Annotated in this window: 9 protein-coding genes; 5 read left to right on the forward strand and 4 right to left on the reverse strand. The window is 73.4% G+C overall.

The genetic code is table 11. From position 1 onward, the window contains the following. Position 1: 1 nt before the first annotated feature. Complete coding sequence (locus PATMI_RS38725; protein WP_084270362.1) at positions 2 to 922, reverse strand: aminotransferase class IV; 921 nt, start codon at positions 920 to 922, stop codon at positions 2 to 4. On the opposite strand from PATMI_RS38725, the gene PATMI_RS0116035 reads away from it, so the two are divergent. The 3 genes from PATMI_RS0116035 to PATMI_RS0116045 all read left to right on the forward strand — a co-directional run bounded on the left by PATMI_RS0116035 (position 910) and on the right by PATMI_RS0116045 (position 4,640). Continuing rightward, entirely contained in the window at positions 910 to 2,715 is a 1,806-nt protein-coding gene (locus PATMI_RS0116035; protein WP_026911618.1) for a phosphoenolpyruvate carboxykinase (GTP), read from the forward strand. The genes PATMI_RS38725 and PATMI_RS0116035 overlap by 13 nt on opposite strands. A 383-nt stretch (positions 2,716 to 3,098) precedes the next feature. Then, a complete protein-coding gene (locus PATMI_RS0116040; RefSeq protein WP_026911619.1) occupies positions 3,099 to 3,926 on the forward strand; it encodes a ferritin-like domain-containing protein in 828 nt (275 codons plus the stop codon). 243 nt (positions 3,927 to 4,169) lie between these two features. After that, entirely contained in the window at positions 4,170 to 4,640 is a 471-nt protein-coding gene (locus PATMI_RS0116045) for a hypothetical protein (protein ID WP_026911620.1), read from the forward strand. A 19-nt stretch (positions 4,641 to 4,659) separates the two neighbouring features. On the opposite strand, the gene PATMI_RS0116050 is transcribed toward PATMI_RS0116045, so the two are convergent. Further along, positions 4,660 to 5,367 (reverse strand): uracil-DNA glycosylase, encoded by a 708-nt coding sequence (locus PATMI_RS0116050; protein WP_036728363.1) that lies wholly within the window; start codon positions 5,365 to 5,367, stop codon positions 4,660 to 4,662. A 200-nt stretch (positions 5,368 to 5,567) separates the two neighbouring features. Beyond that, entirely contained in the window at positions 5,568 to 6,689 is a 1,122-nt protein-coding gene (locus PATMI_RS0116055) for an alcohol dehydrogenase catalytic domain-containing protein (RefSeq protein ID WP_026911622.1), read from the reverse strand. A 101-nt stretch (positions 6,690 to 6,790) separates the two neighbouring features. Here PATMI_RS0116055 and PATMI_RS0116060 point away from each other — a divergent pair, with 101 nt between their 5' ends. Further along, positions 6,791 to 7,717: a DUF559 domain-containing protein gene (locus tag PATMI_RS0116060; protein ID WP_026911623.1), complete on the forward strand. Its 927-nt coding sequence runs from the start codon at positions 6,791 to 6,793 to the stop codon at positions 7,715 to 7,717. A gap of 438 nt (positions 7,718 to 8,155) precedes the next feature. On the opposite strand, the gene PATMI_RS38550 is transcribed toward PATMI_RS0116060, so the two are convergent. Beyond that, entirely contained in the window at positions 8,156 to 9,931 is a 1,776-nt protein-coding gene (locus tag PATMI_RS38550) for a spermidine synthase (protein ID WP_051471804.1), read from the reverse strand. Positions 9,932 to 10,176: 245 nt separating this feature from the next. Here PATMI_RS38550 and PATMI_RS30755 point away from each other — a divergent pair, with 245 nt between their 5' ends. After that, complete coding sequence (locus PATMI_RS30755) at positions 10,177 to 13,887, forward strand: NAD-glutamate dehydrogenase domain-containing protein (protein WP_051471806.1); 3,711 nt, start codon at positions 10,177 to 10,179, stop codon at positions 13,885 to 13,887. Positions 13,888 to 13,895: the final 8 nt, after the last annotated feature.

Below are 13,895 nucleotides of genomic sequence, written 5' to 3' on the forward strand. Positions count from 1 at the left end.
CTCAGCGCAGGCCGCGCCAGGCCGTCGCGAGCTCGAGGACGCGGTCGTCGGGGCGGAGCGGCCGACCGTCGATCGACGCGACCGGGACGACGCCCCGGCCGGCCGTGGTGACGAACGCGGAACGGGCGTCCGCCAGCTCGGCGACGGTCAGCGCATGCTCGGTCGCCCCGATCTCCTCGAGGGCCCACCCGCGCGTCACGCCGGGGAGGACGCCGCGGACCGGGGGGGTCACCACGCGTCCGGTGGCGTCGACCACGAACAGCGACGCACGGCTGGTCTCGCCGACCAGACCGGCCTCCGAGGTGAGGAGCGGCTCGTCGGCGCCCGCGGCCGTCGCGAGCGCCTCGGCGGCCTCCGCCCACCCGCGGTCGGCGCGCTTCTGCTCCCGCGCCCCGTCGAGCGGGTCGAAGCCCGGGACGACGGCGAGCGCGACGGGGTCCGCGCGCTTCGGGGCGCGTGCGCGACTGGCCACCCCGGTGCGTGCTTCGACGTCGAACCGCACCACGGTCGGGCGTCCTGCCGTCCGCAGCCACGTCGCGGCGAGGGACCGCACCGCCGACACCTGTCGCGGAGCCGCCCCGGAGCGCCGGAGGCGGAGGAGATGTCGATCAAACAGCCGGATCCGTCCGTCGTCGACGAGCACGGTTTCGAACAGGGGGATCTCGGGGCGCCGCCGGAACACGGGACCATCGTCCCACGCGGGCGCCACGGCACGAACCTCCGGTCCCGCCCCGGTCGCTACCGACGGTCGATTCGTGGTCGATCCTGCGTGGAGCTGATCGAACGTGGGCGGAAGTCGCGCCGCTGCGTACGGCCTACGTGACACCGCCCCGGATGCGCACCGCAGGGCGTCGCGCGTTCCGGTTGAATCCTTCGAATTCCTTGTTGGCCCTCCGGAGGACCAGTCCAGTGCCCGACACATCCGTGCTGACCGAGAACGCAAAGCTGCTCGCCTGGGTCGATGAGATCGCCCAGCTGACCCAGCCCGAGTCCGTCGTGTGGTGCGACGGCTCCGCCGAGGAGTACGACCGGCTCTGTCAGGAGCTCGTCGACGCCGGCACGTTCCGGAAGCTCTCGGACGCCAAGCGCCCGAACAGCTACCTCGCGTGGTCCGATCCGTCGGACGTCGCGCGCGTCGAGGACCGCACGTTCATCTGCGCCGCCACCGAGGCCGAGGCCGGCCCGAACAACAACTGGCGCGAGCCCGCCGAGATGCGGGCGCAGATGCAGGAGCTCTTCACGGGCGCCATGCAGGGCCGGACGATGTACGTCGTCCCGTTCTCGATGGGGCCGCTCGGCTCCGACAAGTCGAAGATCGGCATCGAGCTGACCGACTCGCCGTACGTCGTCGTGCAGATGCGGATCATGACCCGCATGGGCAAGGGCGCCCTGGACGACCTCGGCACCGACGGCGAGTTCGTGCCGTGCGTCCACTCGATCGGCGCGCCGCTGGCTCCCGGTCAGGCCGACTCCACGTGGCCGACGAACGCCGAGACGAAGTACATCGTCCACTACCCCGAGACCCGCGAGATCTGGTCCTACGGCTCGGGCTACGGCGGCAACGCGCTGCTCGGCAAGAAGTGCCTGGCGCTCCGCATCGCCTCCGTCCTCGCGCGTGACGAGGGCTGGATGGCCGAGCACATGCTCATCCTCAAGCTCACCTCGCCCGAGGGCGTCGTCAAGTACGTCACCGGCGCGTTCCCGTCGGCCTGCGGCAAGACGAACCTCGCGATGCTGATCCCGACGCTCGACGGCTGGACCGTCGAGACCGTCGGCGACGACATCGCGTGGATGAAGTTCGGCGAGGACGGCCGGCTCTACGCGATCAACCCGGAGGCCGGCTTCTTCGGCGTCGCCCCGGGCACGGGCGAGAAGACGAACCCGAACGCGATCGCCGCGATCGAGCGCGACACGCTCTTCACGAACACCGCGCTGACCGACGACGGCGACGTCTGGTGGGAGGGCCTCACCGAGGAGCCGCCCGCGCACCTCATCGACTGGCACGGCAACGACTGGACGCCCGACAGCGCCACGCCCGCCGCGCACCCGAACTCCCGCTTCACGGTCTCCGCCGCGCAGGCGCCGTCGATCGCCCCGAACTGGGAGGACCCGGCCGGCGTGCCGATCGACGCCTTCCTCTTCGGCGGCCGTCGCGCCTCCGTCCTCCCGCTCGTGCGCGAGGCGACGTCCTGGGAGCACGGCGTGTTCCTCGGCGCGACGATGAGCTCCGAGCAGACCGCCGCCGCGTTCGGCACGGTCGGCCAGCTGCGCTTCGACCCGTTCGCCCAGCTGCCGTTCGCCGGCTACAACCTCGGCGACTACATGAACCACTGGCTGAAGCTCGGCAAGTCGGCCGACCAGGCCAAGCTGCCGAAGATCTTCTACGTCAACTGGTTCCGCAAGGACGCGGACGGCCGGTTCATCTGGCCCGGGTTCGGCGAGAACTCGCGCGTGCTCGAGTGGATCTTCCGCCGCACCGAGGGCAAGGCCGACGCCAACGAGACCCCGATCGGGCTCGTCCCGCCGGCGTCGGAGCTGAACGTCGAGGGGCTCGACATCACGCCCGAGGCCCTCGAGGGTCTGCTCACGGTCGACGAGGCCGCCGTCGCCGCCGAGCTGCCGCAGATCGAGGCGTACCTCGCCACGTACGGCGACGCCCTGCCCGCCGAGATCACCGCGCAGCTCGACCAGCTGAAGGCCGCGCTGAACGTCTGAGCGCGCTCGACGGTCCCGGCGCTGCGCCGGGTGCCGCCACCGTCGGACCGCCGAGCGGTCCGATGGGGACGAACGCCGCCGGTGCTCCGGCGGCGTTCGTCGTTCCGGGGCACACGCCGCGCGCCGGGCCGTCCGGACGACCGCGGCTCGGGTGTCCGTCGGCGCCAGGAGGTGGGACGTCGTGCCCCGGAACGGGCCCGGACGTGAGCGGCTCGTGAGAGTCGTCGCGAAAAGGCGTCCATCCGGACCTCCCGCGCGTTCCCAGGGACATGTCGACACGCGCGTGACCCCGGTCACGACGGCGGGCCGGCACGCATGGTCCCGGCGGGATCCGGTGCCCCGGCATCGGCCGCCAGTCCCCTGACCCATCAGAAGGAGTCCGCATGACGGACGTCACGAACCACCTGTACGAGACCATCGACGCGCAGAACGGTGACGAGTCCGCCGCCACGCGTCGTGGGCTCGTCAAGGGCACCGCCGTCGCGCTCGGCTCGCTCGGCCTCATGGGCCTCGCGACCGGCACCGCCGACGCCGCGTCGACCCGCGCGGTGAAGACCGCCGACGCCAACAAGATCGAGACGATCGCGGCCGTCGCCGCCACCGCCGAGATCCTGGCGACGATCGTCAACACCGTCGGTGCCGAGAAGCTCGCCGGCCTGCTCGACGCCACGACCCTGCGCAACGTGCAGGCCGCGGCGCAGCAGGAGAAGAACCACTACGAGGTCCTGACGTCGAAGGCGATCGGCGGCAAGGCCGTCACCGACACGATCTACGTGCCGGACGAGGTCTTCTCCTCGCCGCAGGCCCTGCTGACGACCCTCGCCGTCGGCGACCAGGTCTTCATCAACGCCTACCTGCTGGCGACCACGGTGTTCGCGCGCCAGGGCACGATCACCGGCTCCAAGCTCGCCCGCTACGCGGCCGAGATCATGGGTGTCGAGGCGGTCCACCGCGCCCTGGCCCTGCAGTCGCTGGGCCAGCTCGGCAACGACCGCGCCTACTCGAAGTTCGCGCAGCGCGAGGACACCCCGGGTCTCCCGACGACCGGCTCGGGCGGCTTCTACGTCATCACCGACGCCGTCACGGTCCTCGAGTCGGCCGGCTTCGGCTTCGGCAAGCCGGGCAGCAAGCCCGGCACCGCCTACAAGTACGACGAGGTCGCCGCGCGCACCCCGACCGTCCCGGGCGTCAACACGCTGAAGCCCTCCTGATCCGAGGACGCTGAGCACGACGTCCGCGGGCTTCGGTCCGCGGACGTGTCGGACCTTCCGGGCGGCCAGTGGCCGCCCGGTCGTAGTTCCGGGGAGACCACGTCCGCGTGGGGCGGCGGAGCGGCCGGGGGCCGCCCGGTCGCGGGCCCCCGGGTCGCGAGCGGGTGTCGGCGAGCGACGGTCGCACGGGCCGAACGGCGGACGCGACTCGACCCGACGGCGCCCAGCGGGCATGCTCCGGGCATGCGTGCCCCCGGTCCCGTTCCTCGTACGACCGCCCGGTGGGCGGGCCTCCTCGTCCTGGCGGCCGCCGGGGCCGGGCTCGTCGGCTGCGGCGGGGACGACACCGACTCCGCCCAGCGGAAGGTCGTGACGACCGACGCGGGCACCGTGATCGTGCGGACGATCACCGATCGCGACGGGCTGAAGGTCGAGGCCCAGGGGTCGAGCCTCTACGCGTCGTTCACGGAGGACACGCCCGCGACCGTCCGCACCGCGCTGCAGGGCACGCCGCTCGCGGTGTCGTGCACGCTCCGGGACGGCAAGGCCGTCCCCGCGTTCCAGCTGCTGTGGCGCGACGACGCGAAGGACTGGGGCGCGAGCCTCGAGGTCCAGGGCGCCTACGAGGCGAAGGAGCCGTTCGCCTCCGAGGCCCGGTCGTGCACCGTCGGGACGGGGTCCGATGCGCGGAAGGCCGTGTTCGTCGACGAGTGAGGCGGGTCCGCCGGTCGGGTCAGCCGGTCCCGAAACGCCAGTCGAACGCCGGCTGCCCGAGCTCGGCGAGCGCCGCGTCCGTCCGGCTGAAGATGCGCGATCCGCGGAACGCCGCCACCGACATCGGGGAGGGGTGCGCGGCCTCGACGACGCGGTGGCCGTCGAGCGGGAGCTTCCCGATGACGTTCTGGGCGGCGCGACCGAGGGCGAGGAAGACGATGCCCTCGCGTTCGGACGCCAGGCGACGGAGCAGCTCGAGCGTGACCGCCGGCCACTTCGCGCCGTTGTGCGAGCCGGGCTCTCCGGGACGGACGGTCAGCGACGCGTTCAGGAGCAGCATGCCGTGGGCGGCCCAGGGCGTCAGGTCACCGGTGGGCGGGGGCGTGATCCCGAGGTCGGCCTGCAGCTCGGTGAACAGGTTCTTCAGCGACTCCGGGACGGGGGCGTCGGGCGGCACGGAGAACGCCATCCCCATCGGGACGCCGAGGCCGGGGTAGGGGTCCTGGCCGCAGAGCACGACCCGGACCTTGGCCGGGGCGACGAGCTCGAGCGCCCGGAAGACCTGCGCCCGGAGCGGCTGGATCTTCCGGCCCGCCGCGACCTCACCCCCGAGGAAGTCCTCCACGTTCCGCAGCGCGGGCAGGTCGACGTACGGGCGCCACGCGACCGGGACCACGCCGGCGAGATCGGGCGCGTTCGGATGGGGCTGCGTCGCGGGGGAGGACACGGCCCCGATGATGGCGGGCGGGGCGGACGTGGACGGGGCCGGCGTGCGGCGGGCCGGGGCGGGCGCGGCGGCCCGGGAGCACGTCCTCGTCGCCGGGCGACGCGAACGTGCCGCGCGAGCGCGTTGGGCCGTGGTCGTCGGTCGTCGTGGCGCCCGGAGGCACGTTCTCGTCGCGGGGCGACGCGAACGTGCTGCGCGGGTCAGTCGAAGCCGATGATCGTGCGGATGCCGTCCTGGTGGTGCATCAGGTCGAAGCCCGTGTTGACCTCGTCCAGGGTGATCCGGTGCGACAGGAGCGCCTGGACGTCGACGTCGCCGCGCAGCCACCGGTCGATCAGCAGCGGCACCTGGGTGCGGCCCCGCACGCCGCCGAACGACGAGCCCGTGACGCGGCGGCCGGTGATCAGGAAGCGGGGGACGATGTCGAGGGTCTCGCCCTTGCCGGCGACGCCGATCATCGTCGCCAGGCCCCACGCCTCGCGCGCGGACTCGACGGCCTGGCGCATGACCCCGACGTTGCCCGTGGCCTCGAACGTGTAGTCCGCGCCGAACCCGTCGGTCAGCGCCTTGATGGCGGTGACGGCGTCCTCGCCCTCGGGGAGCTTCGACGGGTCGATCAGGTCGGTCGCGCCGTGGTGCCTCGCCATCTCGAGGCGGCCGGCGGCGAGGTCGACGGCGAAGATCCGCGAGGCGCCGGCGATCCGGGCGCCGGCGATCGCACCCAGGCCGACCAGGCCGCAGCCGAAGACGGCGACCGACGAGCCCTGCTGGACGTCGGCGGTGTAGATCGCGGCGCCGAGGCCGGTCGAGAGCCCGCACGCGAAGATCGAGGCGCCGTCGAGCGGCGCGGCCTTGTCGATCTTGGCGAGCGCGATCTCGGGCATCACCGTGTACTCGGCGAAGGTCGAGGTGCCCATGAAGTGGCGGAGCTCGGCGCCGTCGCGGGACAGCCGCGTCGTGCCGTCGGGCAGGTAGCCGTCGCCCTGCATGTCGCGGATCGCCAGGCAGCGGTTCGTCCGGCCGGAGCGACAGTGCAGGCACTCGCCGCACTCCGGCGCGAACAGCGTCACGACGTGGTCGCCCTTGACGACCGACTCGACCCCCGGCCCGACGGCCTCCACGACGCCCGCGCCCTCGTGCCCGAGCACGCACGGCGCGTACCCGGTCGGGTCGGCTCCGGACGCCGTGTAGAGGTCGGTGTGGCAGACCCCGCAGGCGTGGAGCTTCACGAGCACCTCGCCCTGCTTCGGCTCGGCGAGGTCGACCTCCTGGACGACGAGGGGCTCCCCGAACTGCTCCAGCACTGCGGCGCGCATCTTCATGGGGCGACGGTATCGCGACGACTCGTGCGGCGGACGCGACGATCGTGTGCCGAACCAGCGAGGAAGGCGGGACCGCTCGCCAGGTGCCTGACCCTTGTGCCGTGTCGAACGACGGGCCCCGGAAGAAGGTCGCGGACATCGCCGGCCGCCAGCTGGGCCTGATCACGCGTCACCAACTCGGCGAGTGCGGAGTCGGACGCGGGGCGATCGCGAGTTGGATCGAACGCGAGATCCTCCTCCGCTCCGAGTTCGGCGTGTTCGCATTCGGACGTCCGACGGAAGACCCGCGCGCCCGGTACCTCGCGGCGGTCCTGTCGCTGCCGGGTCCGGGGTGGCTCTGCGGGACCTCGGCCGGCGACGCCTGGGACATCCTGCCGCGCCGTCCGAGCGGCCCGCCTCAGGTCTGCGTGGTCGGCGGCGGCGCTCGTTCGCGGCCGGGCGTGCTGGTCCGCCGCCTCCGGACCCTCGATGCGGGTGACCGGACGGCTCGCGGTCCGCTGCCGGTGACGTCGTTGGCGCGCACGGTGGTCGATCTCGGGGGCGAGCTGGGAGTCGACGACCTCGAGCGGTCGTTCGCCGAGGCGATGGCCGTCCACGGGCTCTCGACCCGCGTCGTCGCGTACGCAGCGGAACGACGCGGCCGGTTCCGCGGGGTCGCGACCGTTCGCAGGCTGCTCGAGCTCGCCGACGGCCCGCAGCGGACGCGGAGCGAGCTGGAGAGGGAGCTGCGGCGGCTCGTCCGGGCGAGCGGCCTCCCGGAACCGCGGATGAACGTGCGGATCGGTCGGCACGAGGTCGACGCCCTGTGGGCGGAGGACGGCGTGATCGGAGAGGCAGACGGTTTCGGATTCCACGGGTCCCGGCGAAGCTTCGAGGCGGACCGTCGTCGTGACGCCGAGCTCCAGGGCCGCGGCTTCGTCGTGACGAGGATGACGTGGCGGCAGCTGACGGAGGACCGGGTCGCCACCGCTGCACGACTCGGCGCGATCCTCGCGGTGCGGCGCGCTCAGGGGGCCGGCCGGGCCTGACCACGGACGGCCGGGCCTGACCACGGCCGGCCGGGTTCTCGGGGCGCACCCGCTGGTCCTCCGGCGCACTGGGTGGGCCGATGCGATCGGCCGCCGATCGACCTGCACGATCCGCCAACGAACTGAGCGGCTCGATCGAGTGTCGGCCGATACACGGTGAGCGTGCATCGGCCGACAGTCGGTCAGCGGCTCGATCTCGTTGTCGGATCATGCATCCTCACGACCCCGGCCCGCGACCTCGGACCGACCGGCGAGGCGTCGCTCCGATCGACCCCACCGCTTCGGGATCCGAGGTCGCTCGGTGGCGCGTGCAGCGCAGGTCGGAGGACGCGGGATGCGAACCCGGCCGCGTCGTCCACCCGATCCGCGTCACGTCGCGTCCGGACCACGCGCTGCGCCTCGCCCGCCCGCGTCGCCCTCGCCCGCCGCGCCACCGCCCTACTTCGTCGCGAAGCTCACGATCGAGCCGTCGATCAGCCACTCGACCGGGGCCTTGTCGTCCGTGTAGACCGGGCCGCCGGCCAGGCCGTCCTGGAGGTTCTCCGCCGCGCGCTGGGCGGTGTCGCGCAGGGCGGCGGGCATCGTCGGGATCGCGGCGCGGAGGCGGTCGGCGGAGATGTCGGCGGTGCTGGCGATGACCAGGGTGTTCGTCGGGGTCATCGCGTACCGGGCGACGTGCGGGAAGTCCGTGCGCATCGTCGAGGAGAGCGCCTTCTCCAGGGCCGTGTCGCCCTCCGGGTGGCCGACGTTGACGATCACGCTGCCGCGCGAGGTCAGGCGGGTCCGGACCTCGCGGAAGAACTCGCGCGTCGTCAGGTAGAACGGGATGTAGGGCTGGCGGTAGGCGTCGACGCCGATCAGGTCGTAGCGGCCCTTCCCGTCGTCGAGGCCGCTCGACCGCAGGAACGGCCGGGCGTCCTGGGAGTAGATCTCGAGCCGTGGGTCGTCGGGCATGCCGAGCCACTTCCGGCCCATCTCCGACACCTTCGAGTCGATCTCGACGCCGTCGAAGCGGACCTGGGGGAAGAGCTTCAGCGAGGCCCGGGCCACGGTGCCGCCCGCGTTGCCGAGCATCGCGATCGTCCGGGGCGTGGCGCCGGGCGTCGCGAGCCCCGACGTCCGGGTGCCGTCGGCCTGGGTCACGACGATCGATTCGGTGCCCGTCCGGGGGATCTCGGCGGCGTCGCCGGACGTGCTCGGTCCGCTTCCGATCTTGCCGCTGCCGACGGTTCCGCCCCCGTTCGTGTCGCTGCCGGTCGTCTCGCCGCCGTTCGTGCTGCCGCCGGCCCTCCCGCCACCGGCCGTCCCGCCACCCGCCGTCCCGTCCTTCCCACCCGTCGCGTCCACCGCGAACGGCAGCACCTGGAAGGCGTCCCAGTAGTTGTCGGTGAGGACCGTGTCGGCGCGCCAGATCGAGTGGATCGCCTGGCCCTCGTTGAGCTCCAGGCGGCGCTCGACCGGGGCCGGGCCGGAGCGGGCGACGCCGTCGTCGATCGGGTGCTGGACGACGCGGGCGTACTGGTAGAGGGTCTCGGCCTCGTCGACGACGGTGTCGCCCTTCTCGGCCGGCTTCGTCGTGCCCGGCGGGATCAGGAGGAGCAGGCCGACGACGACCGGCACGACCCAGGCGCGGGCCGGCATCCGCCACGCGCCCGCGATCGCCATAAGCAGCGCCAGGACGATGAAGGTGCGCTGCGAGCCGACGAACGGGATCAGCAGCAGGGACGCGGCGAACGTGCCGACGAGGCTGCCGGCGGTGCCGATCGCGCCGAGGCGGCCGACGGTCTCGCCCGTCTTGTCGAGGTCGGTGACGGCGAGCTTCGTCGCCCACGGCGTCGCCGCGCCGATGAGCACCAGCGGCAGGGCGATCAGGACGAGCATCCCGAGCAGCGAGCCGACGAAGGCGCCGGCCTCGATCTTGTCGAACGCCGTGATCGCCAGGTCGAGGAACGGCCCCGAGACGAGGGGGACGATCGACAGGAGACCCGCCGACAGGAGCACGAGGACCTTCAGGCCCTGCAGGTGCGGGTGCCGGTCGGCCCAGCGACCGCCCATGTAGTGGCCGATCGCCAGCGCGATCAGGCACACGCCGATCGTGTTGGCCCAGATGATCGTCGAGTCGCCGAAGTACGGGGCGAGCAGACGGGCAGCCGCGATCTCGGCCCCGAGGCTCCCGGCGCCGACGACGAAGACCAGGATCGCCAGCGCGCGCATCGGCGGGGGACTGTAGCGGCGACGCGCCAGGCGCCGCGCGGCACCCCGTGCGCGGACCACGTACGCCTCCGGCGGGTGGCCTCCCGACCGGAGCCGCGGCCCGCCGCGACGGGATCCCGCGCTGCGGCCCGGAGGCCCGTCCGTGTCGGTTCGTCGCGCCGGCCGGCGCGTGCCCTGGGCGCCGCCCTGCATCGTCACCAGCCGGTCACGCCGCGGGACGGGGCGGCGTTAGTGTCGCTGGGCGTATGGCCCGTACCGAAGCCCCGCGCGAGATCGACCAGCTGGCGCAGGCCTGGGAGGACCGCGTCCAGGCCGTCCTCACCGACCTCGTCGGTGCGCGGCGTGGTGCGTCGCTGGCGAAGCAGTGGGCCGGGCGGCTGCCGACGTCGTACCGCGCCGGGGTCGCGCCGGACTCCGCGGCGCACGACGTGCTGGCGCTCGACGGACTGGGGGAGGACGAGGACCGGCTCGTCGTCGTGACGAAGCACGAGGCCCCGCCGGCGGCGCTGAACGGCGACGGCGGCCAGGGGATGACCCGCATCGTCTTCGCCCGCAGCGGCCCGCGCGTCGAGCTGGCCCGCGCCATGCCGATCCTCAGCGACCTCGGGCTCCACGTCGTCGAGGAGCGGTCCGCGCGGCTGCACGGCGCGGACGAGGTGTGGATCCAGGACTTCGGGGTCCTCGGGCCCGACGGGCTGCCGCTCGACCTCGACGCGGTCGGCCACCGGGTGGAGGCCTGCATCGACGCGGTCTGGATGGGCGCCGCGGAGTCCGACTCGCTGAACCGGCTGGTCGTGACGACGTCGATGGGGCACGCACGGCTGGAGCCGCTCCGCGCGTACCGGCGGTACCGCCAGCGTCTCGGCTCCCGCTTCACCGAGAGCTACCAGAACGACGTCATCGTCCAGCACTCCGGGATCACCGAGAAGCTGGTCCGCCTGTTCGAGCTGCGCTTCGGGTCGCCCGATCCCGGCGACGGCACGACCGCCGCCGTGCCGGTCGAGGTGCCCGCCGCGTCGACGCGTGCCGAGGTGGCGACGGCCGAGCTCCCGACCCGCGGGACCGCGGACGACGACGTCGCGGAGGGGACGGCCGAGAAGGTCGCCCCGGCCAAGCGCGGCGCCGCGACGAAGGGCAAGGGCAAGGCGGCGCCCAAGGGCAAGGCCGCGAAGGCGTCCGCCGCCGCGAAGGCCGACGCACCTCCGTCCGACGACGCGGCGCCCACCGGCCGGCGCGGGAAGGCGAAGGTCCCGACGTCCGGCCCTCACGCCCCCCGGGACCTCGAGGGCGAGGCGGCCCTCCGCGCCGAGATCGTCGCGGCGATGGACGACGTCACGTCGCTCGACCACGACCGCATCCTGCGCAACCAGCTCGCGGCGATCGAGGCGACGTACCGCACGAACGCCTACCGGCCGGGCCGCGGCGCGCTGGCGCTGAAGCTCAAGAGCTCCGAGGTCCCGGCGATCCCGCAGCCGACGCCGCTCTGGGAGACCTACGTGCACGGCCTGACGGTCGAGGGGATCCACCTGCGCGGCGGCATGATCGCCCGCGGCGGCCTGCGCTGGTCCGACCGCATGGACTACCGCACCGAGGTCCTCGGCCTGATGCGCGCGCAGATGGTGAAGAACGCCGTGATCGTCCCGACCGGGGCGAAGGGCGGGTTCCTCCTGCGCGGCGCCGAGGAGCTCGAGGGCGAGGATCTCCGCAACGCGGTCCGCGGCGGGTACGTCGAGTTCGTCACCGCCCTGCTCGACGTCGCGGACGACCTCCACGACGGCGAGGTCGTCCATCCCGAGGGCGTCCGGATCCTCGACGACGACGACACCTACCTCGTCGTCGCGGCGGACAAGGGCACCGCGACGTTCTCCGACACCGCGAACGAGATCTCGCTCCGGCGCGGCTACTGGCTGGGCGACGCGTTCGCCTCCGGCGGCTCGGTCGGCTACGACCACAAGGCGCTCGGCATCACCGCCCGCGGCGCCTGGGAGTCCGTCAAGCGGCACTTCTCCGAGCTGAACATGGACCCCGAGAACGACCCGATCACGGTGGTCGGCATCGGCGACATGTCCGGCGACGTCTTCGGCAACGGGATGCTGCTGTCGAGCTCGATGCGGCTGATCGCGGCCTACGACCACCGGCACGTCTTCGTGGACCCCGACCCGCAGAACCCGGCGGCGTCGTGGAAGGAGCGCAAGCGGCTCTTCGAGGGGACCCGGACCAGCTGGGACGACTACGACCGCGACCTGATCTCGAAGGGCGGCGGCGTCTTCCCGCGGACGATGAAGTCGGTCCCGCTGACGGACGAGATCCGCACCGCGCTGGGCATCGACGCGCAGGAGCTCGCCCCGGCCGAGCTGATCCAGGCCGTGCTCCGCGCCCCGGTGGACCTGCTCTGGAACGGCGGCATCGGCACGGTCGTCAAGGCGTCCACCGAGCGCGACGAGGACGCCGAGGACCGCGCGTCCGACGCGATCCGCGTGAACGCCTCCGACCTGCGCGCGACGGTCGTGGGGGAGGGCGGGAACCTCGGCTTCACCCGCGCCGCCCGCGTCGAGTACGCCCGCGGCGGCGGCGACATCAACGCGGACTTCATCGACAACTCCGCCGGCGTCGACTGCTCCGACCACGAGGTCAACCTGAAGATCCTGCTGAACGTCGCGATCCGCAAGGGCCTCCTGGACCCGGCCGAGCGCGACCAGCTGCTCGCCGACGTGACCGAGGACGTCACGTCGCACGTGCTGCAGAACAGCGCGGCCCAGGCCCGCGTGCTGACGCAGGAGGAGCGCCGCGCACCGTGGCGGACCCAGGCCGTCGAGGAGCTGATGCACGACCTCGAGGAGGAGGGCCGGCTCCAGCGCGCGGACCACGGGATGCCGACGGACGAGGAGCTCGCCGAGCGGCGCTCCGACGGCGAGGGCCTGACGCGGCCGGAGCTCGCCGTCCTCGTCGCGCTCGCGAAGGGCAGCACCGCGCGCTACATGCTCGACCACGGGGCGGAGACGCCCGACGAGCCCGGCGCCGCGATCGACGACGCGCTCGCCCGGGACGTCGCCGCGTACTTCCCGCCGACGATCGTCGAGCGGTTCGGCGGGCTGATCGACGAGCACCCGCTGCGCCGGCAGATCGCGGCGACGATCGCGGCCTCCGAGGTCGTGGACACGCTCGGGCCGACGTTCGTGTCGCGGCGCGCCGCCGAGTTCGGCGCGACGCCGACCGCGGTCGTGCGGGCGTTCCGGATCGCCGTCGGCGCGTGCGACGCCCGCGAGCTCTGGGACCGCATCGACGCGCTGCAGGGCATCGAGCCGCTGATCGGCTGGATGCTGCGCTCCGAGGTCGACGAGATGGTGCGCGTCACGAGCCGCTGGTTCCTGACGCACGCCGCCGACGCCCCGATCGGGCCGACCGCGGAGCTCCATCGCGCCGGGGTCCACGCCGTGCGGGAGCGGCTGGCGGCGCGGGAGCACGACGGCGACCGCATCCGGCGGGTCACCGAGTACGTGGAGGCCGGCGTGCCCCCGGACCTCGCGGAGCTCGTCGCCGGCGACGCGGCGATGGTGCTCGCCCCGCACGTCGTCGCGGCGGCCGAGCGCACCGGTCGGTCGGTCGTGGACGTCGGCGCGGCGACCCTCCACCTGGGCGAGCGGCTCTCGCTCGGGATGCTCCACCGCGCGATCCAGTCGCTCGCGATCCCCGACCGCATGACCCGCTGGTCCGTCCAGGCGCTCCGCGACGATCTGCTCGACGCCCGCGTCCGCGCGGTCGTCGGGGCGCTCGAGGCGTCCCCCGGCGAGCCGCCCGTGGCGAGCGTCGACGCCTACCTGGAGCGGCAGGAGGTCGAGGTCTTCCGGCTGCGGCGGTTCCTGCGCGAGCTCTCCACCGACGGTGAGGGCCGCTCGGCGTCGTCCGCCGCGTGCCTCCTGGCGGTGCGGCAGCTGCAGGAGATGGGCCGGGCGTAGCGGGACGC

This window comes from Patulibacter minatonensis DSM 18081 (assembly GCF_000519325.1).
Lineage (GTDB): Bacteria > Actinomycetota > Thermoleophilia > Solirubrobacterales > Solirubrobacteraceae > Patulibacter > Patulibacter minatonensis.

Excerpts from the sequence above, each read along its gene's own strand:
- PATMI_RS38725 (WP_084270362.1), bottom strand. The coding sequence starts at position 922 with ATGTGTCGGGCACTGGACTGGTCCTCCGGAGGGCCAACAAGGAATTCG.
- PATMI_RS0116040 (WP_026911619.1), top strand. The coding sequence starts at position 3,099 with ATGACGGACGTCACGAACCACCTGTACGAGACCATCGACGCGCAGAAC.
- PATMI_RS0116045 (WP_026911620.1), top strand. The coding sequence starts at position 4,170 with ATGCGTGCCCCCGGTCCCGTTCCTCGTACGACCGCCCGGTGGGCGGGC.
- PATMI_RS0116055 (WP_026911622.1), bottom strand. The coding sequence starts at position 6,689 with ATGAAGATGCGCGCCGCAGTGCTGGAGCAGTTCGGGGAGCCCCTCGTC.
- PATMI_RS38550 (WP_051471804.1), bottom strand. The coding sequence starts at position 9,931 with ATGCGCGCGCTGGCGATCCTGGTCTTCGTCGTCGGCGCCGGGAGCCTC.
- PATMI_RS30755 (WP_051471806.1), top strand. The coding sequence starts at position 10,177 with ATGGCCCGTACCGAAGCCCCGCGCGAGATCGACCAGCTGGCGCAGGCC.